This window comes from Methylobrevis albus, from assembly GCF_015904235.1.
Classification (GTDB): domain Bacteria; phylum Pseudomonadota; class Alphaproteobacteria; order Rhizobiales; family Pleomorphomonadaceae; genus Methylobrevis_A; species Methylobrevis_A albus.
In genome coordinates, this window is record NZ_JADZLT010000040.1 from 300,622 (window position 1) to 319,172 (window position 18,551).

The window sequence follows — 18,551 nt, forward strand, 5'->3', positions numbered from 1 at the left end:
TGGCCTCCCTCAGCTCAGCTGGGCCGTCGCCGACAGCATCTCGTCGGCGGCGCGGATGATGCGGGAGTTCATTTCGTAGGCGCGCTGGGCGGCGATCAGCGCGGAGAGTTCCGACACCGGCACCACGTTGGCCATTTCGAGATGGTTCTGCAGCAGCGTGCCGTAGCTCTCGTCGCCGGGGTTGGCGGTCTGGGCCGGGCCGCTGGCGGCGGTCTCGAGGAACAGGTTGTCGCCGATCGCCTCGAGGCCGGCCTTGTTGACGAAGCGGGACAGCTGGATCTGGCCGAGCACCGTCGGCGTCGTGTCGTTGCCGACGGTCGCCTGCACCACGCCGATCTGGCTGATGGTGATGTCGCGGGCATTCACCGGCACCACGATGCCGGGGGCGACGGTGTAGCCGTCCTCGGTGACGAGGGTGCCGGTGGCGTCGAGTTCGAAGCCGCCGTCGCGGGTATAGGCGGTGCGGCCGTCGGGCATCTGGATCGAGAAGTAGCCCTCGCCGCGCACGGCGACGTCATACTCCTTGTCCGTCCGCTCGATGTCGCCCTGGCTCATGATGCGCGGCGTGGCGACGACGCGGACGCCGGAGCCGACCTGCACGCCGGCCGGCACCACGGTGCCCGCGTCGGAGGTCTGCGAGCCCTGGCGGCGCAGGTTCTGGTAGAAGAGATCCTGAAAGTCGGCACGCTGGCGCTTGAAGCCGGTCGTGCGCATGTTGGCGATGTTGTTGGAGATGACCGAGACATTCGTCTCCTGAGCCATCATGCCGGTGGCGGCGATGTTGAGGGCCTTCATCATGGCGTCGTGTTCCCCGGCTTCAGTTCAGCTGGCCGAGGCGCGAGATCGCGCGACTGCGAAGTTCGTCCTGGTCCTTGATGACCTTGGTGATCTGCTCGTAGGAGCGCGTGGCGTTGATCATGCGCGTCATCTCGACGACGCCGCTGACGTTCGACCGCTCGATCGCCCCTTGCATCACCTGGACGCCCACGGCCGGCTCCGGCGCCGCGTCGGTCTCGAACAGGTTGGCGCCGGCCTTGCGCAGCAGGCGGTCGTCCTCGAAGGCGACGAGGCGCAGGCGGCCCTTGACGCCTGCGCTGGAGGCGATCGACCCGTCGGCGCCGATCTCGATGCCGATCTCGTTCTGCTCGAACAGGATCTCGCCGCCCTCGCCGAGCACCGGCTGGCCGTCGGCGGTGACGAGGCGGCCGCCGTTATCGATGCGGAAGTTGCCGGCGCGGGTGTAGCGCTCGCCGTCCGGCGTCTGGACGACGAAGAAGCCGTTGCCGTTGATCGCCACGTCGAGCGGATTGCCGCTCTGCTCGATGCTGCCGCTGCCGAAGTCGGTGGTGGTGGTCCAGTCGGCGACGAAGGTGTTGATCCGATCGGCCCGCTCGAACGACGACGCCCGCGCCTTCGGCATGACGAACTCCTCGAAGTTCAACGCCTGGCGCTTGAAGCCGTCGGTCGTGATGTTGGCGACGTTGTCTGCAATGACGTCGAGGTTGCGCCTGAGCGCGATCTGACGTGACAACGCGACGAGGGTCGCATTCTCCATCTTGGCATTCCCCATTCTGCGGGTCGCCAAACCCTCCCCGGCCGGCAACCCGTCGTTTCTCTCGCGAGAGACGTGCCAACTTGGAAGATTTAATTAAAACAATAGGATAATCCGTTTTCGGCGCCGTTTCGGGCGGGACGGATCCTCCTGGGCGGCAAAGCTCGCCGGCAAAAATTGCCGCCCGGAGGGCTTCGTCAACCATTCGTTAACCATTGCGGCCCGAAATCGGTTCTGGGGCAGTCGTCCGGGCGCGAGAGTCGCGCCGGGGCTCGAATGGGCGGCCGGAAGATCGGGAACGAGCGCTGAGATGGCGAAGAAGCCGAAGTCGGCCGATGGCGCGGCGGAAGAGGGCGAGGCCCCGGCGGGCGGGGGCAAGAAGAAGCTCCTGATCCTCGGCGGCGCCGGTGTCGCCGTGCTGCTGCTCGTGGGTGGCGGCGCCTTCTTCATGCTGTCGGGCGGCGAGGAGGAGGTCGCGGGCGCGACCAGCGGCCCGCCGCCACCGCCGCCGATCTACTACCTCGACCTGCCGGAGATGGTGGTGAACCTCTCCACCGCCGACCAGCGCGCCTCGTTCGTGAAGCTCAGCGTCTCGCTGGAGGTGCCCGAGCAGACGATGATCGCGCAGATCGAGCCGAACCTGCCGCGCGTGCTCGACGCCTTCCAGACCTACCTGCGCGAGCTGCGCGTCACCGACCTGCAGGGGTCGGCCGGGCTGTTCCGCATGAAGGAGGAGTTGCAGCGCCGCATCAATCTCGCGGTCTACCCGGCCCGGGTCGACGACGTGCTCTTCCGCAACATCCTCGTGCAGTGAGAACCGGTCATGGCGGGTGAGGACGACGATCTCTCGGCCGACTGGGGTGCCGCACTCGCCGAGCAGGGCGCGGGTGACGACGACCTCGCCGCCGACTGGGGCGCCGCGCTCGAGGAGCAGGGCGTCGAGGGCGGCGAGCAGATGGCGGCGCAATGGGCCGCGATGATCGACGACGGCGACGCCGACATCGAGGAGGCGACACGCGGCGCCGACCGCGTGCTGAACCAGGAGGAGATCGACAACCTTCTCGGCTTCAATCTCGACGAGCACATCTCGAACGAGCAGAACGGCATTCGCGCGCTGATCAATTCGGCGCTGGTGTCGTACGAACGCCTGCCGATGCTCGAAATCGTGTTCGACCGGCTGGTGCGCGAGACGACGACCAGCTTGCGCAATTTCACGTCCGACAACGTCGAGGTGTCGCTCGACTCGATCTCCTCGGTGCGCTTCGGCGACTACCTCAACTCGATCCCGCTGCCGGCGATCCTCGCCGTCTTCAAGGCGGAGCAGTGGGACAACTTCGGCCTGATCACGGTCGATTCCAGCCTGATCTACTCGATCATCGACGTGCTGCTCGGCGGCGGACGCGGCACCACGGCGATCCGCGTCGAGGGCCGGCCCTACACGACGATCGAGACCAATCTGGTGCGCCGGATGATCGACATCATCCTCGCCGACGCCGAGAAGGCGTTCGCCCCGCTGACGCAGGTGAAGTTCAACCTCGAGCGGCTCGAGACCAATCCGCGCTTCGCCGCCATCTCCCGCCCCGCCAACGCGGCGATCCTGGTCGAGTTCCGGGTCGACATGGAGGACCGCGGCGGCAAGGTCGAGATGCTGCTGCCCTACGCCACGATCGAGCCGATCCGCGAACTTCTGCTGCAGATGTTCATGGGCGAGAAGTTCGGCCGCGACGCGACGTGGGAAGGCCATCTCGCCACCGAGGTGTTCCACGCCGACCTCGAGGTCGATGCGGTGATGTGCGAGGAAGAACTGCCGCTCTCCATGATGCTCGACCTCGCCGTCGGCCAGACGCTGGTGTTCAACGTGGCGCCGACCGACCCGATCGCCATCAAGTGCGGCGACATCCACCTCACCTCGGGCAACATCGGCCGCTATGGCGAGAACGTCTCGATCAAGGTGAGCCGGCCGCTGCGCCGACCCAAGATGACCCTCGCGGCCTTCGAAAAGGCGGCGCAGAAGGAGCTCGAGAAGACATGACCGGCTTCACCCTCGGGCTCGCGATCGAGATCGTCGTCGCGCTGCTGCTCGTCACCACGATCGGCTACTGCTTCGTGCTGAACAAGCGGCTGGTGCGGCTGCGCGCCGACGAGAACGTGCTGCGCGCCACCATCGGTGAACTGATCACCGCGACGGAGATCGCCGAGCGAGCGATCCTCGGCCTCAAGGCCGCCGCCGCCGACTGCGACCAGACGCTGGGCCGCCGCCTCACCGCCGCCGAGGGCGTCTGCGCGGCGCTCGACCGGCGCCTCGAGGCGGGCAGCGACGTCGTTCGCCGGATCAGCGCCATCGCGATCGCCGCCGAGCAGCGCGCCCCGGCCGCCGCGGCACCGGTCGCGCCCGCGCCCGTCGCCGTTGCCAGCGAGGCGCCGGCCCCGGTGCAGGAGGCGGGCGCCCGCGGCCTGCAGCAGGCGGCGGCGGAAGCTGCCGAGCGGCTGGCGGCGTTCCGCCGACCGCGCCAGGGAGCGGCGGCATGAAGGACATCCGGCTGCTGCCGATCGTGCTCGTCGCGGTCTCGGGCCTCTTGATGCTGAAACTGCTCGGCTTCGCCACCGGCGAGGCGGTGGTGCCGCTCGGGCCGATGCCGGCCTTCGCCAACGAGGACGCGGCTGCGCCGGCCGAGGCCGAGGGCGAAGCGCCCGCCGCCGCGGACGAGCCGGCGGCGGAGAGCGACGCGGCCGCGGCCGAAGAAAAGCCATCCGCGGAAGGCGAGCCCGCCGCGGATGCGGGCGCCACCACCACCGCGACCGGCATGCCGGTCTCGACCACGCGGCCCGAGGAAGTGCGATTCGAGACGCCGACGTCGGAGGATGCGCTGCTGAAGCGGCTCGCTGAGCGGCGGATGGAGCTCGACAAGCGCGAGCAGGAGATCGAGCTGCGCGCCCGGCTGCTCGAGGCGGCCGAGTCGCGCATCGGCGAGCGGGTCGAGGAACTGAAGGCGCTGGAGACGAAGATCGGCGTCGCTGCCGAGGTCAAGAAGGCCGACGAGGTGCAGCAGCTGAAGGGCCTCGTCACCATGTACGAGAACATGAAGCCGAAGGACGCGGCACGGGTGTTCGACAAGCTCGGCTTCGAAGTGCTGCTGCCGCTGGTCGAGCAGGTGAACCCGCGCAAGATGTCGGCGATTCTCGCCAACATGAACCCGGAAGCCGCCGGAAGGCTGACCGCGGCGATCGCGCGCAAGAATGCGTCCCGGCCCGAGGTGGTGGCCGAGACGGCGCCGCCGGCCCCGGCCCCGGCCGCGATGCCGGTCGACCAGTTGCCGAAGATCGGTCCTGCCGGCGGCTGATGCCGCCTGGCAGCGCCCCGGGCAGCGCCGGAGCCGCGGATCTCCGCGGTCGGCGAAACAGCCTGTTAAGCCGGCCCCCGTATGCTCGAACTCGCGGATCTGCGTAACGATCCGGCTTCGAGTGCTGCGTAATGGACATTGGACGGGGGCGTCCGGCTGGCCGATGGGTCGCCGGAGCAGGGCGAAGGGTGGTGCTGTGCGCTGCCGGCGCGGGCCGGTGGCTCGGCGTCGTCGCGCTCGCCGCGCTCGGCCTGCTCGCCGCCGCCGCATCGCCCGAGGCGGCCGACCGCGTCGCGGTGACCGCCTGGCAGGAGCCCGGTTACGGGCGCCTCGTGCTCAGCTTCACCGACCGCGACCTGCTGCCGCAATACAGTCTTTCCACCGCCAACGGCGTGCTCTCGATCAGCTTCACCGAGCCGGTGATGGCCGACGTCGGCCGCGTCGCCACCACTTTGTCGGCCTATGTGCCGGTCGCCCGGCTCGATCCGGACGGCACCGGCATGCGTTTCGTGCTCGGCCGCGGCGTCAAGGTCAACAAGCTCGAGGCCGGCGAGCGGCTGTTCGTCGACCTGCTGCCGCCGGACTGGCGCGGCGAGCCGCCCGGACTGCCGCCGGAGGTGGTCGCCGAACTCGCCAAGCGGGCCGAGGCGGCGATCCGGCGGGTGCGCGAACTCGAAAGCGGCGACATGCGCCGGGTCGAGCCGAAGCTCGAGGTCCGCACCGGGCGCAGTCCGACCTTCAGCCGTTTCGTCTTCAACTGGAACGTCCCCTTCGACACCGAGTTCTCGCGGCAAAACGAGGCGGTGTCGCTGACGTTCAACCGACAGGCCGATGTCGACATCGAGCGACTGCGGATCGACCTGCCGCCGTTCGTCGACGACATCCGCGCGCTGACGACCGCCGACGGCGGCCTGAAAATCATTCTCGACGTGCCGACGACCGCGGACGTGCGCGGTTTCCGCGAAGACAGCGGCTTCGTTGTCGACGTGCAGCCGCAGCTGAAGGCGGACGGGACGCCGACCGGGGCCGAGAAGGTGCGCGAGGCGTTCACCGGCCCGGCGCCGCCGGTCGGCGCGGTCAATGCGCCGGGCACGCCCGCGGTGCAACTGGCGGAGGCCGTCGCCGCCACCGCCGCGCCCGTCGCCGCCCCGCCTGTCGCCGCGGCACCCGCCGCCGCTGCTGCTGTCGCAACGACGCCCGTCGCAACCGCGCCCGCCGAGCCGCCCGTCGCGGCGACCCCGGCCGCGGCGGCCCAGCCGTCGTCGGCCGAGATCGCGGTGTCGCCGGCGCCGGCCGCAGAGGAGGCGGCCGCCGCTCCCCCGGCCGCCGAACCCGGTGCCGCCGGCGTGCCGCTGCCGCGACCCTCGCCGCTGCGCGCCGTGGCCGAGGCCGCCCCGGCGGCGCCGGCCGAAACCCCGGTCGAGACCGTAGCCGAAGCAACTCCGGCCGCCGAACCGGCGCCGGCCAGCGGCGCCGCGCTGCCCGTGCTCGCGGCAGGACCGCCGCAGGTCGAGCAGGGGCCGCAGCCGGTGGACGATCCGCGGATCAAGGTGCAGTCGCAGCGCGTCGGCAGCACGAACCGGCTGGTGTTCGCCTTCCCCGAACCGGTCGGCGCGGCGATGTTCACGCGCGGCGGCGCGATCTGGCTGGTCTTCGACGACGACCGGACGATCGAGCTCGGGCCGATCCAGGAGGGCCTCGCGGGGATCGCGCGGCGCATCGAGTCGCTGCGCCCCGGCGGTCGCCAGGCGCTCAGGATCGAGATGGTCGACCCGCTGCTCGCGACGCTCGACGCCGACGGCTCGTTCTGGGTGGTGACGATCGGCGACCGGGTGATGCATCCGACGCGGCCGCTGCCGGTGCTGCGGTCGGTGCGTCCCGATGGCCGGGTCGCGCTCGACGTGCCGTTCGGCGCCTATGACCGCATCCTGCCCGTCGACGACCCGGTGGTCGGCGACCGCATCATCGTCGTCACCGGCCGCGGCGAGCCGCGCGGCCTGATCAAGACGCAGATTTTCACCGAGGTCGAGGCGCTGACCTCCGCCTTCGGCCTCGCCTTCGTGCCGCGCGCCGACGACGTCACCGTCACGGGCACGACGTCGGGGATCGCCATCGAACGGCCCGGCGGCCTGTCGGCCACGGTCTCGGTTCCGGTCGGTACGCAGGCGGGCGGGGCAAGCAACCTGCCGGCCGGCGATTCGCTGCCCGATCTCGCCGCGCTCGCGGTGCCGCCGGCCGAGTTCGCGGCACTGCGGCACGATCTCGACGCCGCCGTAGCCGCCGCCGAGGGCGACGCGGCGCGGGCGGACGCCTGGCGCCAGCTCGCCGCCTTCTATCTCGCGAACGGGATGGGGCCGGAGGCGCAGGGCGTGCTCGCGCTGATCGGCGGGATCCAGCCGGCCGCGACGACCAGCGCGCGGCACCGGCTGATGCTCGCGGCGGCGCGCGTGCTGTCCGGCCGCCCCGAGGAGGCGCTCCCGCTGCTCGCGGCGGATGGGTTGCGCGACAATCCCGATGCGGCGGTGTGGCGGGTGATCGCGCAATCCGACACCGGCGGATATGCCGCCGCCCGGCGCAGCATGCCGCGCGCCGAGATGGTGGCCGGATCGCTGCCGCCGGCGCTCACTGCGCTGTTCCAGACCGCGGCGGCGCGGGCGGCGATCGAGCAGAACGACTTCAGCACCGCCGTCTCGATGCTGCGCCAGGTCGACCGCAGCAATCTCGAACCGGAGATGCTGGCGACGGTCGACCTGCTCAACGCCCGGATGGCCGAGGCTTCCGGCCGCACGATGGACGCGATCGGCCTCTTCAGCCGCCTCGTCGTCGAGCAGAAGGGGCCGGTGGCGATCGAGGCCGGCTACCGGCTGGTGCGGCTGCAGGAGCGCGAGGGCGTGCTGACGCTCGACCAGGCCGTCGACCGGCTCGAGGGGCTGGCAGTGGCCTGGCGCGGCGACGAACTGGAGCTCAAGGTGCTGCGCCTGCTCGCCGAACTCGCGGTGGAGAAGGGTGACTATCGCCGCGGCTTCGAGGCGCTGCAGGCCGCGACGGCGGTCGACCCGACCTCGGAAACGACGCGGCTGATCAGCGAGGAGATGTCGGCGGCGTTCGCCTCGCTGTTCCTCGACGGCCACGCCGACAAGATGGATCCGCTCGCAGCCCTCGCCCTCTACTACGATTTCCGCGAACTGACGCCGATCGGGCGGCGCGGCGACGAGATGGTGCGCCGGCTCGCCGACCGCCTCGCCGACGTCGATCTCCTGACCCAGGCGGCCGACCTCCTCGAGCATCAGGTGCAGAACCGGCTGAAGGGGGTCGCGCGCGCGCAGGTCGCGGCCGATCTGGCGCTCGTCCACCTGCTCGACAAGCGCCCGGACCGCGCGCTTGCCGCCCTCGGCCGCACCCGCCAGGCGCAGCTCCCCGCCGCGATCGAGCGCCAGCGCCGGCTGGTCGAGGCGAAGGCGCTCGCGGGCATGGGCAAGCCCGACCTCGCCCTCGAGATCCTCGGCACCCTGTCGGGTCCCGACGCCGACCGCCTGAAGGCCGAAACGCTGTGGGCGAGCAATCGCAACCAGGAGGCCGGCGAGCAGTTCGAACGCCTGCTCGGCGCCCGCTGGAACGACCCGACGCCGCTCGCCGATGGTGACCAGGCGGAGGTGATGCGGGCGGCGATCTCGTTCGCGCTCGCCGGCGACCGGCTCGGCGTCGACCGGCTGCGGGAGAAGTACGGGGCGTTGATGGCCGATTCGCCGCTCGGCTCGTCGTTCGCGGTGGTGACCGGGCCGGTCGATACGTCCGGCGTCGAGTTCCGCGCGATCGCCGCGAACATCGCCACAATCGACACGATGCAGACCTTCCTCGCCGACTACCGCGCGAAATACATCGACAGCAGCCGCGGCGGGACCAAGCCCGACGTGGTGCCCGCGGCGGAGCCCGCCGCCGACGCCGCGCCGGATGCCGCGCCGGACTCAGCGCCGGATGCAGGGCCCGAAGTGCCGCAGGCCGCCGCGCCGGGCAATGACGCGCCGGACGAAGCGCCGGCGGCCTAGCCGGCGAGACGGTCCGGCACGAGCGTGTCAGGATGACCGACCGGGCGCCTGGTTGACCCGCCCGGAGGCGGCCGGTTTCTTCCCAGTCGAGACCCACAATGACTTTGACGCTCTTTGCCCACCCGTTCTCCTCTTACTGCCAGAAGGTGCTGATGGCGCTGTGGGAGAACGATACGCCGTTCACCTATCGCCATATGGAAGAGCCCGGCGCGGGGGAGGACCTCGCGCGGCTCTGGCCGATCAAGAAATTCCCGGTGCTGGTCGACGGCGACCGCACCGTGATCGAAACCAGCATCATCATCGAGTATCTGGATCAGCATCATCCCGGAGAGGTGCGATTCCTGCCGGGCGAAGCGGCTGCCGGGCTCGAAGTCCGACTGCTCGACCGGTTCTTCGATCAACACGTGATGAACGCCGCGCAGGTCGCCGTAAACGAATCGCTGCGCCAGAAACCCGATCGTCTGGATGAGGCGAGGCAGAGTGCCGCCCAGGCGCTGGAGATTGCCTACGGCTGGCTGGAACAGCGGCTCGGCGGGCGCGCATGGGCCGCGGGCGACCAGTTCTCGCTGGCCGACTGCGCGGCGGCGCCGTCGCTGTTCTATGCCGACTGGGTGCACCTGATCGACGATGCCACCTATCCGCGCCTGCGGGCCTATCGCACGCGGCTGCTTGCGCGGCCATCGTTCGCGCGGGCGGTGGAGGAAGGGCGGAAGTACCGGTCCTATTTCCCGCTCGGTGCGCCTGACCGGGACTGAGGCGGGAGCCGCCGGCCCGCTTCCGCGAGCGCGAAGCTGGACGTTCCTCCGGTCCTGACGGCGGGGCGTCGTCGCGGCTAGAGGCGGATCAGCCCAGAACACTCGCCGCGCCTGCGGCGGACAGCCGCCGCTCGGCGCCGCTCGCCGACGTTGGCGTGCGCAGCGCATTCGCCAACTGCCGGGCTTCGGGAAACACCCCGTGCCCGCTGGCGACGTTGACATGGCCGGCCTCGCCGAGGTCGACCAGGCGGGCGCCCCAGGCCGACGCGAAGCGGCGCGCGCGCGAGAAATCCATGAACGGGTCGTTGCGACTGGCGACGAGGGTTGCCGGGAACGGCAGCGGCAGGCGCGGCACGGGGGCGAAGCTCGCGAACTGCGGATAGTCGCCGAGCACGGCCTCGACGTCGGCCGGCGCGACGAGCAGCGCGCCGGCGATCGCCGCCTGCGGCCGCAGCCGGGCGTAGTGCGCGATCAGGATGCAGCCGAGGCTGTGGGCGACGAGGACCGCACCCGGGTTTGCCGCGATGGCCGCGTCGAGCGCGGCGAGCCAGGCGGTGCGGGCCGGACGGTCGAAGTCGGCCTGCTCGACCAGCAGCGCGTCCGGATCCTCGTCGGCCCAGATCCGCTGCCAGTGCCCGTCCCCCGAGCCGAGGTAGCCCGGGACGATCAGCGTGGCGACGGGCGGGGCGAAGCCGGAGTGGGGAAGCGTGTTCATTCCCTGATCATGGCGCGTTTGGCGCCAGCGACGAAGGCACGGTGTCCCAAAGTTTGCCGCGGCGCGCGGAGATCGTTCCAGAGATCGTCGTCGCCGGCGAATGCCGCTGGCCGCCCGAAACGCAAGGCGGCGGCCGGGAAGCCCGGCCGCCGCCATCTCACATCGCGATCAGGTCGATCGGATCAGTTGGTCGCCTGCAGCTTGCCGATGCCGACGAACAGCGTCTCGCCGTTGGAGCCGTCGATGCCGTCGTTGTCGGTGACGAAGAAGGCGTCGCCGGCGGCGTCGACGGTGAAGCCCTCGACCTTGTCGAGGATGTAGCCGTTGTGGGCGGCGAGGTCCGGCATCAGGTCGCGCTCCAGCGTCTTGGCGACGACCGGGAGTTCACCGCCGAGGGCGGCCGGCGTGACGGCCGAGAGGTCGACGCGATAGAGCTTCTTCAGCTCGGCGGCGTCGCCGATCTGGTTGTCGCGCTCGATGATGATCACCTGGCCGTTGCCGATCGAGGTGATCTCGGAGAGGCCGACCCAGCCCTTGCCGGCGGCGTCGAGCGGGTAGTGCACGGCGCCCCAGCTCTTCGTCGCCGGGGTGTAGGCGAGCAGCTTCACCATGCCCTTCGGGTCGTCCTTCCACTCGCGCTGCACGGCGAGCCAGACGGTGGCGGCGTCGCCTTCACCGACGACGGTGACGCCCTCGTAGCCGAAGCGCTCCTGGTGCTCGGCGAGCTCGGCGGGGAGGGCGATCTCCTCGACGACCGCGCCGGCCGCATCGACGCGCAGCAGCGCGTGCGGGACTTCCTTCTTGGCGTCGCCTTCCGAGGCGAGCCAGAAGCCGCCCTGGCCGTCGGCCGCGATGCCCTCGAGGTCGAGCTTCTCGGCCGCGGCGCCGTCACGGGTGACGAGCGTCTCGGCGACGATCAGCGCCGGCTTCTGCGTCGCGTCGATGGTGAGGATGCGCGGGGCGGCCGAGTAGAAGCTGTCGGTGACGGCATAGAGCTTGCCGGCCTCGGCCGGGTCGGCGGCGAGGCCCGACAGGGCGCCCCAGGCGATCGGCGGCGTGCCGGCGACGTTGGCCGAGCGGATGGTCGGGTAGGCGGCCGCGCCCTCGGCGCGGGCGAACAGGGTGACGTGGGTGCGCACGCCGCCGTCCTCGACGAGATCGGTCTCGTTGGCGACGACGAGGAGGTCGCGCGCGGGCAGCGCCAGCAGGCCCTCGGGGCCGATGCCGGCGGGCAGCATCTGCAGCAGTTCCGGCTCGGCGCCGGTGTCGCGGTAGACGCCGACCAGCGAGCCGCGCTCGGAGGCGACGAAGATCAGGCGGTCGTCGCCGAAGGTGCCGACCTCGGCGCCCTCGGGCTCGACGCCCTTCTTGTTGCGCTTGTCCGGGTAGTGGCCGAGCGAGACGATCTCGTGCTCGAAGCTCGCGCCCGACTCGTAAGACACCGTGCCGTCGGCGTTGAAGATGGTGAAGCCGCGCGAGCCGCCCTTCCAGTCGCCTTCGTTGGCGGTGACGAAGCGGGTGTCGTCGACCCAGATCACGCTGTCGGGCTCGCGGCGGACGCCCTCCATCGCACCCGAGAGATCGATCTTGCCGTCCTTCTCGACGTCGATGCCGGCGAGATCGACGGTGCCGGCGCTGAAGTGCGTCTCGACCGTGCCGGTGGCGCCGTCGACGATGACGATGTGGTTGTTCTCCTGCAGCGTGACGACGATCTTGCCCTGGCTGTTGACCGAGACGAACTCGGGCTCGGGGTCTTCCGGGGCGATCTCGGCGAGGCCGGTGAGCTCGACCTTCTTCAGGGCGGCGCAGTCGGCGACGCCGTTCGCGACCGGCACGATGACGAGGAAGCCGGCGGGCATCTGCGGGATCGCGGCGTCGTTCACCTCCTCGTCGCGCTCGTTCTCGATCGCGACCGCGAGGAAGTCCTTCGCCGGGCTGAAGGCGACGGCGTCGGGCTGGCCGCCGAGGTCGCAGGTCGCGGTGACGGTGCGGCCGGCGAGATCGACGGTGGCGAGGTGGCCGGAGGGGGCCGTGAAGCTTTCCGAGGTGACGACGCCGACGAAAGCGTTGCCGCCGGCGACCTTGACCGAGGTCGGCTCACCGCCGAGGGCGAGGAAGCCGGCCGGCTTCGGCGCGGCCGGGTCGGTGATGTCGACGAAGCCGACGCCTGCCTGCGGGCTGTCGGTGTAGACGAGCAGGTTGCCGTCCTCGGAGGCCGCGATGATCTCGGCGACCGTCTCGGTGCCCTGCTTGTCGGCGGGAAGGTTCTGGTAGACCGGGAAGGAGGCGATGCGGTTGAAAACCGGCTCGGCATTGGCCGAGAGCGCGGTGCCGGCGAGCAGCGCGGCGGCGAGCGAAAGACGGGCGAAAGGCGCGGACATGGTGAGATCCCCCAGTTCCATGGCAAGCGGAATGGGGCTTCCTAGCGCCCGGCCGATGACGGGACGATGACAGCCGGCGGGGAGTTGAAGTGAGGACCTAGGGCGTCAGCCGAAGGAGCGGATCAGGCTGCCGGCGAGCAGTTGCCAGCCGTCGACCAGCACGAAGAAGATCAGCTTGAACGGCAGCGAGACGACGACGGGAGGCAGCATCATCATGCCCATCGCCATCAGGATCGACGACACCACCATGTCGATGATCACGAAGGGCAGATAGATCAGAAAGCCGATCTCGAAGGCGCGGCGCAGCTCCGAGATCATGAACGCCGGGACGAGGATGCGCAGGCTGACCTCCTCCGGCGTCGCCGGCGGCGGCGTGTCGGAGAGCTCGACGAAGAGGGCGAGATCGACCTCGCGGACATGGTCGAGCATGAAGGTGCGGAACGGCGCCGCGGTGCGCTCGAAGCCCTCGGCGAGTTCGACCTCGCCCGCAATCACCGGCTGGACGCCCTGCTCATAGGCCTGCTCGAAGGTCGGCATCATGACGAAGGCGGTGAGGAACAGCGCGAGGCTGATCATCACCGAATTCGGCGGCGCGCTCTGCAGGCCGATCGCCGTGCGCAGCAGCGACAGCACCACGACGATGCGGGTGAACGCCGTCACCATGACGAGGATCGACGGCGCGAGGCTCAGGACCGTGAGCAGGCCGATGAGCTGGACGGCGCGCTCGGTGAGGGTGGTGCCCTCGCCGAGCTCGATCGAGATGTCCTGCGCCCCGGCGCCCGCGGTGAGCAGCAGCAGGGCGGCCGCGGCAACCGCTCCGGCCGCCGCGGCGTGACGCACGCCCGAACATGGTCGGAGCGCGCGTGGCGCCATCACGGCTTGGACTTGTCGCCGCCGGTCAGCTCGTCGAGCAGCCGGCTCATCTCGTCCTCGAGCGCGTCGAAGCCACTGTCGCTGCGTGCCGGCGCGGCGGGCGCTTCTGTCGGCTCGGCGGCCGGCGCAGCCGCCGCGGCGGCGACGGGTGCCTTGGCCGCCGGGGCGGCGGCCGGCGCGGCCGTCGGGGCGCTCGGGGCCGGGACGGCGGCGTCCTCTTCCGTCACCGGCTCGATCGGGCGCAGCAGGCGATTGCGCACCGGGCCGGCCGATCCGGCGGCGTCGGCGGGCGCCGCTTCGGCGGAAGCACGCGGCGCTTCGGGCCGGGGCGGACGGGCGGGTGCCGCGGCGCGGGGCTCGGCCGGCTCCGGCCGACGGGGCTTCGCCGGCGCCGGCTCGGCTGCAGCGGGCTCCTCAGGCAACGGGGCGCGGAAGAAACGCTCCAGTTCCTCGAGCAGCGGATCGGTGGCGGGCACCGGGGCCTCGGCGGGCGCGGCGCGCTCGGCGGGTGCCGGATCTTTCGGCGGGCGCGGCGGCTTTGCGACCGCGGCGGGCCGGCGCTCGGGCTCGGCGGGAGCCGGCTCGGGCTCGGGCTGGGATTCTGGCGGAATCGCCGGCTCGTCAGCTTCGGGCGGCGGCGGCATCGGCACGGGATCGATCGCGGCGATCGGGCGGCGCGGCACCGGGCGTACCGGCGCCGGCTCGGCGTCGGCGGCCGGGTCGAGGCGCAGCGGCTCGAGCACCGGTTCGGCGGGCGGCGCGGTCTCGGCGGGTGCCGCGACCGGGCCTTCGACGGTGGTCGCCTGGGCGGCGGGGCCGCGGCTCGGCCGCATCCAGCCCTGACCGTCGCGCGGCGGCGCCTCGCGGGCGGCGGGTTCGCGGACAGGCGCCTCACGCACCGGAACCTCGCGGACCGGCACGTCGCGCGGCGGGGGTTCGCGGCGAATCGGCAGCGGCTCGGCCGCGAGGTCGATGCGCAGCGCCTCGTCGAGGCGGAGGGCGAGATCGTCGAGCGGCTCGGCGGCCGGCACCGGTTCGACCGGGATCGGCCCGGTCGCGACCGGCTCGGCCGACTGCGGCGGCTTCACCGCGATCGGCGGCACATAGGGACCGTCCTCATCGGCTGCCGGCTCGGCGGGCGCGACCGCGGCCGGCGGCACCACGATCTCGGGCGCGGGCGCCGCACGGCGGGCCGGCTCGGCGACGCGGGGCTCGGACTGGCGCGGTTCGGCCGAGCGCGGCTCCGACGGGCGCAGCCCTGCGGGGCGCGGCTCGGACGGACGGGCATCGGCCAGGGCGACGGGGGCCAGGGCGACGGGGGCCGGGGCAACCGGAGCGGCGGGCTGGCGCGGCTCGGGCGCGGCGACGGCCGGCGGTTCGACGCGGACGTCGACACGCGGCTCGGTCGCCGGTTCCGCCGCCGGGCGGCGGCCGGCGCGCAGGCTGGAGCCGATCCCGGAGGCATAGCCTGCGCCGGCCGCCGCGGCGGCGGCAAGGCGCGAACCGGGGCGCTGCGGCTCCGGGGCGGGGTCGCCGAGTTCGGCGGGGGCGGACCCCGGGGGCGACGGCGCCAGCGGCGCGGTGGCGCCCTGCGCCGGCTGGCCCGGGGCGGTCGGGGCGGGGCGCAGCGGGCGCGGCTCGAGCCGGCCCTGCGGCGGGGCGGTGCGATCCGCGGGGGCCGGCTGCGGCTGCGGGGCGGCGCCCTGCGGCGGCATCGGCCGCGGCATCGCGATCTGCCGGCCGATGCCGGGCTCGACGACGATGTCGTTCGGACCGCCGATCAGCAACAGATGCTCGATGCCGTCGCGGCGCACGAGCACCAGCCGGCGCCGCGCGTCGACCGGGGTCGCCTCGAGCACGGTGACGCGCTTCTGCCGGCCGCGATTGCCGACGTGCACCGAGCCGCCGGCGAAGCGCCGGAGCAGCCAGGAGCCGAGCGCGATCAGGATCGAAACGACCACGAGCGCGGTGATGAATTGTACGGCTGTCGTGCCGTCTGAACCGAACAGATCCACGAGTCGATCCTGTACCTGGCCTAAACATAAGCCCGAGATCCGGGCCGGTTGATCAGCCTATACGCTGCGGGCCGAGGCAGCGCACGCCCCGAACCGCCCGAAAAACGCAACCCGACGAATCTTCCGCCGGACACGAGCCTAGTCGATCCCGGCAAATTTTGCCGCTTCGATCTTGGCGCCGAAAAGGCGCAAGGGCCGCACAAGCCGCTGCGCTCCCACGGCTTTGCCCGGAAACCCGCCGTTGGGCAAGAGGTGCCGTCCCGGCATTAACCAAGCATTAACCATGCAGTCGGCAAGAATTGCCCATCGCAGGGAGGCGAAACCGGGGCAGGGCCCGGTCGTCTTCACGCGGCCCGGCCTTTCGAGTGGGCCAGCCGCGAGGCGCACGACCTCCGTCCGGGATGACCACCGGACAAGCAACGAACCTGCCGGGAGCTTGATCCATGGCGATGACCGACCTGCCGATCTTCCGCGCCATCCGCGAGAAGATGATGTTCCACGAGGCGCGCCAGCGCGTGCTGGCCGAGAACGTCGCCAATGCCGAGACCCCCGGCTACAAGGCGCACGAACTCGCGACGCCCGACTTCTTCCGCATGGCGGCCGCGGCCGGCGGCGGCGCGATCGCGCCGGTCGCGCCGCGCGTCACGGTCGCCGGCCACCTGCCGGGCCGGAGCATCTCGACCCAGTCCGCCTTCAAGCAGGAGCGCGTCGCGGGCTACGAGATCACGCCCGACGGCAACGGCGTCGTGCTGGAAGAGCAGATGATGAAGGTGACGGGCAACCAGCTCGACTACCAGATGGCCGCGTCGCTCTACCAGCGCAGCCTCGGCATCCTGAAGACCGCCGTCGGCCGGCGCTGACCGGCCGGCCGCCAATCCGCCCCCACCTTCTACCGTCCAGGAGACGCCGCATGGATTTCCTTAAGTCGCTGATGATCTCCGCCGCCGGGCTCAAGGTGCAGTCGGGGCGCATGCGCGTCATCGCCGAGAACATCGCCAACGCCGATTCGGCCGCCCGCACCCCGAACGAGGACCCCTACCGCCGCAAGATCCCGACGGTGCGCTCCTCGTTCGACAAGGAACTCGGTGCCGAGATGGTGCGGCTCGGCAAGATCGAGCCGGACCGCTCCGAGTTCGGCGTCCGCTTCGAGCCGGGCCATCCGGCGGCCGACGACAAGGGCTACGTCCGCTACCCGAACGTCTCGACGCTGATCGAATCGGTCGACATGCGCGAGGCGCAGCGCACCTACGAGGCGAACCTCAACGTCGTCAGCAGCACGCGGCAGATGCTGCAGAAGACCCTCGACATCCTGCGCGGCTGAGTAGCCGCCGTCCTCCGTTTCAAGATGGATCCAACTCATGGCCCTCACCACGCCGCTCGGAGCCGCCAACGCCTACCTGCAGACCTCGAAGCTGGCGAATCGCGGGCCGGAGGAGCAGAATTTTGCGGCCGGCTCGGGAATCGGCGGCTTCGCCGACATGCTGCGCGACCAGGTCGCCGGCGTCGTCGAGACGGGCAACACGGCCGAAGCCAAGCAATCGGCGCTGATCGCCGGCAAGGCCGACGTCGTCGACGTGGTGACGGCGGTGGCCGAAACCGAGGTGGCGCTCGAGACCATGGTCTCGGTGCGCGACCGGGTGATTTCGGCCTACGAGGAAATCATGCGGATGCCGATCTGATGCCGTGCATCAGGCGGCGGACGATGGCGGGCGCCGCCCTTTCTGGGTGCCGGGCAGGGGACGGGGTGAGGACATGAACGGCGCCGACGTACTCGACCTCGCGCGGGACGCGATCTGGGTGACGGTGGTGATTTCCGCGCCGGTGATGCTGGTCGGCCTGCTCGTCGGCGTCGCCATCGCGCTGGTGCAGGCGCTGACGCAGATCCAGGAGATGACGCTGGTCTTCGTGCCGAAGATCATCGCCATCTTCCTCGTGCTGCTGCTGGCGCTGCCCTTCATGAGCGACGCGCTGGCGGGCTTCATGGTGCGCGTCTCCGAGCGGATCATCGCCGGTTGAGGGGCCGGCTGACGGCAAGCGAACGACGGCGCCGGGCCGCAACCCGGCAGGGGGCGAGGCCGCGGCAGCGGCGGCGGAGCGCACAGGCGGCATGATCATCAACATCGCCCCCGAGGTGACCGTGCTGTTCCTGCTGCTGTTCGCGCGGCTCGGGGCGATGGTCATGCTGATGCCCGGCCTCGGCGAACAGGCCGTGCCGGCGCGCATCCGCCTCGCGGTAGCCCTGCTGCTCACCCTCATCTTCTATCCGCTGACCGCGCCGCTGCTGCCGACGGGCCTCGCGGGCGACCCGCCGCGGCTGATCCTGCTGCTCGGCCAGGAACTGGTGGTCGGCCTCGCCCTCGGGCTGCTGACGCGCATGCTGATGGCGGCGACGCAGATCGCGGGCGCCACCATCGCCTTCCAGATCGGTCTCAGCTTCTCGCAGACCGTCGACCCGACCATGGGCCAGCAGGGCGCCATCATCGGCAGCTTCCTCGCCGTCACCGGCATGACGATGATCTTCCTCACCGACCTGCACCACGTGGCGCTCGCCGGGCTCGCCGGCAGCTACCGGGTGTTCCCGCCGGGCGAGTTCATCCCGGTCGGCGACATGGCCGACGCGGCGGTGCGCACGGCGTCGGAGGTGTTCGCCATCGGCGTGCGGATCTCGGCGCCCTTCATCGTCTTCGGCCTCGTCTTCTCGCTCGGCCTCGGCGTGCTCGCCAAGCTGATGCCGCAGTTGCAGGTGTTCTTCCTCGCCATGCCGGTGACGATCTTCGTCGGCCTCGTCCTCTTCGCGCTGCTGCTCGTCACCATGATGACCGTCTATCTCGGTCATCTGGAAAGCGGGCTGATGCGCCTCGTGCCGCGGTGAC

Annotated in this window: 17 protein-coding genes; 11 read left to right on the forward strand and 6 right to left on the reverse strand. The window is 71.2% G+C overall.

Going from position 1 to position 18,551, the window contains the following annotated elements; all coding sequences use genetic code 11:
• Positions 1-9 precede the first annotated feature (9 nt).
• Both flgG and flgF read right to left on the reverse strand, forming a co-directional pair.
• Positions 10-795, reverse strand: a complete 786-nt coding sequence (gene flgG, locus I5731_RS03445; protein ID WP_197310153.1) for a flagellar basal-body rod protein FlgG — start codon at positions 793-795, stop codon at positions 10-12.
• Between the two features lie 22 nt (positions 796-817).
• Positions 818-1,555 (reverse strand): flagellar basal-body rod protein FlgF, encoded by a 738-nt coding sequence (gene flgF / locus I5731_RS03450; protein WP_197309963.1) that lies wholly within the window; start codon positions 1,553-1,555, stop codon positions 818-820.
• A 307-nt stretch (positions 1,556-1,862) separates the two neighbouring features.
• On the opposite strand from flgF, the gene I5731_RS03455 reads away from it, so the two are divergent.
• From I5731_RS03455 to I5731_RS03480, 6 genes are all read left to right on the forward strand, one after another.
• Positions 1,863-2,366 carry a flagellar basal body-associated FliL family protein gene (locus I5731_RS03455; RefSeq protein ID WP_197309964.1) on the forward strand — a complete coding sequence of 168 codons (504 nt, stop codon included), beginning with the start codon at positions 1,863-1,865 and terminating at the stop codon, positions 2,364-2,366.
• Between the two features lie 9 nt (positions 2,367-2,375).
• Positions 2,376-3,584 carry a flagellar motor switch protein FliM gene (fliM, locus tag I5731_RS03460; RefSeq protein WP_197309965.1) on the forward strand — a complete coding sequence of 403 codons (1,209 nt, stop codon included), beginning with the start codon at positions 2,376-2,378 and terminating at the stop codon, positions 3,582-3,584.
• Complete coding sequence (locus I5731_RS03465; RefSeq protein WP_197309966.1) at positions 3,581-4,081, forward strand: DUF6468 domain-containing protein; 501 nt, start codon at positions 3,581-3,583, stop codon at positions 4,079-4,081. The genes fliM and I5731_RS03465 overlap by 4 nt, the downstream gene beginning before the upstream one ends.
• Positions 4,078-4,893, forward strand: coding sequence for a MotE family protein (locus I5731_RS03470; protein ID WP_197309967.1), 816 nt, complete (start codon positions 4,078-4,080; stop codon positions 4,891-4,893). The genes I5731_RS03465 and I5731_RS03470 overlap by 4 nt, the downstream gene beginning before the upstream one ends.
• Positions 4,894-5,081: 188 nt before the next feature.
• Complete coding sequence (locus tag I5731_RS03475) at positions 5,082-8,939, forward strand: tetratricopeptide repeat protein (protein WP_197309968.1); 3,858 nt, start codon at positions 5,082-5,084, stop codon at positions 8,937-8,939.
• A 98-nt stretch (positions 8,940-9,037) separates the two neighbouring features.
• Entirely contained in the window at positions 9,038-9,694 is a 657-nt protein-coding gene (locus tag I5731_RS03480; RefSeq protein WP_197309969.1) for a glutathione S-transferase family protein, read from the forward strand.
• Positions 9,695-9,782: 88 nt separating this feature from the next.
• On the opposite strand, the gene I5731_RS03485 is transcribed toward I5731_RS03480, so the two are convergent.
• From I5731_RS03485 to I5731_RS03500, 4 genes are all read right to left on the reverse strand, one after another.
• Positions 9,783-10,409 (reverse strand): alpha/beta hydrolase, encoded by a 627-nt coding sequence (locus I5731_RS03485; RefSeq protein WP_197309970.1) that lies wholly within the window; start codon positions 10,407-10,409, stop codon positions 9,783-9,785.
• Positions 10,410-10,591: 182 nt separating this feature from the next.
• Positions 10,592-12,790 (reverse strand): esterase-like activity of phytase family protein, encoded by a 2,199-nt coding sequence (locus I5731_RS03490; RefSeq protein ID WP_197309971.1) that lies wholly within the window; start codon positions 12,788-12,790, stop codon positions 10,592-10,594.
• Between the two features lie 105 nt (positions 12,791-12,895).
• On the reverse strand, positions 12,896-13,663 hold the full coding sequence (fliP, locus tag I5731_RS03495) for a flagellar type III secretion system pore protein FliP (RefSeq protein WP_197310154.1): 768 nt from the start codon (positions 13,661-13,663) through the stop codon (positions 12,896-12,898).
• Complete coding sequence (locus I5731_RS03500; protein WP_197309972.1) at positions 13,663-15,678, reverse strand: flagellar biosynthetic protein FliO; 2,016 nt, start codon at positions 15,676-15,678, stop codon at positions 13,663-13,665. Before I5731_RS03500 ends, fliP begins: the two co-directional genes overlap by 1 nt.
• 443 nt (positions 15,679-16,121) lie before the next feature.
• Between I5731_RS03500 and flgB the strand changes: the two genes are divergently transcribed.
• The 5 genes from flgB (at position 16,122) to fliR (ending at position 18,550) form a co-directional block, all read left to right on the forward strand.
• Entirely contained in the window at positions 16,122-16,538 is a 417-nt protein-coding gene (flgB, locus tag I5731_RS03505) for a flagellar basal body rod protein FlgB (protein WP_197309973.1), read from the forward strand.
• 50 nt (positions 16,539-16,588) lie between these two features.
• Complete coding sequence (gene flgC, locus I5731_RS03510; protein WP_197309974.1) at positions 16,589-16,999, forward strand: flagellar basal body rod protein FlgC; 411 nt, start codon at positions 16,589-16,591, stop codon at positions 16,997-16,999.
• Positions 17,000-17,036: 37 nt separating this feature from the next.
• On the forward strand, positions 17,037-17,357 hold the full coding sequence (locus I5731_RS03515) for a flagellar hook-basal body complex protein FliE (protein ID WP_197309975.1): 321 nt from the start codon (positions 17,037-17,039) through the stop codon (positions 17,355-17,357).
• Between the two features lie 73 nt (positions 17,358-17,430).
• Positions 17,431-17,694: a flagellar biosynthesis protein FliQ gene (gene fliQ / locus I5731_RS03520; RefSeq protein WP_197309976.1), complete on the forward strand. Its 264-nt coding sequence runs from the start codon at positions 17,431-17,433 to the stop codon at positions 17,692-17,694.
• 91 nt (positions 17,695-17,785) lie between these two features.
• Positions 17,786-18,550 (forward strand): flagellar biosynthetic protein FliR, encoded by a 765-nt coding sequence (fliR, locus tag I5731_RS03525; RefSeq protein WP_197309977.1) that lies wholly within the window; start codon positions 17,786-17,788, stop codon positions 18,548-18,550.
• Position 18,551 lies beyond the last annotated feature (1 nt).

What these genes read in the sequence shown, in the direction of transcription:
- flgG (WP_197310153.1), bottom strand. Translation starts at nt 795, where the DNA reads ATGAAGGCCCTCAACATCGCCGCCACCGGCATGATGGCTCAGGAGACG.
- flgF (WP_197309963.1), bottom strand. Translation starts at nt 1,555, where the DNA reads ATGGAGAATGCGACCCTCGTCGCGTTGTCACGTCAGATCGCGCTCAGG.
- I5731_RS03455 (WP_197309964.1), top strand. Translation starts at nt 1,863, where the DNA reads ATGGCGAAGAAGCCGAAGTCGGCCGATGGCGCGGCGGAAGAGGGCGAG.
- fliM (WP_197309965.1), top strand. Translation starts at nt 2,376, where the DNA reads ATGGCGGGTGAGGACGACGATCTCTCGGCCGACTGGGGTGCCGCACTC.
- I5731_RS03465 (WP_197309966.1), top strand. Translation starts at nt 3,581, where the DNA reads ATGACCGGCTTCACCCTCGGGCTCGCGATCGAGATCGTCGTCGCGCTG.
- I5731_RS03470 (WP_197309967.1), top strand. Translation starts at nt 4,078, where the DNA reads ATGAAGGACATCCGGCTGCTGCCGATCGTGCTCGTCGCGGTCTCGGGC.
- I5731_RS03480 (WP_197309969.1), top strand. Translation starts at nt 9,038, where the DNA reads ATGACTTTGACGCTCTTTGCCCACCCGTTCTCCTCTTACTGCCAGAAG.
- I5731_RS03485 (WP_197309970.1), bottom strand. Translation starts at nt 10,409, where the DNA reads ATGAACACGCTTCCCCACTCCGGCTTCGCCCCGCCCGTCGCCACGCTG.
- I5731_RS03490 (WP_197309971.1), bottom strand. Translation starts at nt 12,790, where the DNA reads ATGTCCGCGCCTTTCGCCCGTCTTTCGCTCGCCGCCGCGCTGCTCGCC.
- fliP (WP_197310154.1), bottom strand. Translation starts at nt 13,663, where the DNA reads ATGGCGCCACGCGCGCTCCGACCATGTTCGGGCGTGCGTCACGCCGCG.
- flgB (WP_197309973.1), top strand. Translation starts at nt 16,122, where the DNA reads ATGGCGATGACCGACCTGCCGATCTTCCGCGCCATCCGCGAGAAGATG.
- flgC (WP_197309974.1), top strand. Translation starts at nt 16,589, where the DNA reads ATGGATTTCCTTAAGTCGCTGATGATCTCCGCCGCCGGGCTCAAGGTG.
- I5731_RS03515 (WP_197309975.1), top strand. Translation starts at nt 17,037, where the DNA reads ATGGCCCTCACCACGCCGCTCGGAGCCGCCAACGCCTACCTGCAGACC.
- fliQ (WP_197309976.1), top strand. Translation starts at nt 17,431, where the DNA reads ATGAACGGCGCCGACGTACTCGACCTCGCGCGGGACGCGATCTGGGTG.
- fliR (WP_197309977.1), top strand. Translation starts at nt 17,786, where the DNA reads ATGATCATCAACATCGCCCCCGAGGTGACCGTGCTGTTCCTGCTGCTG.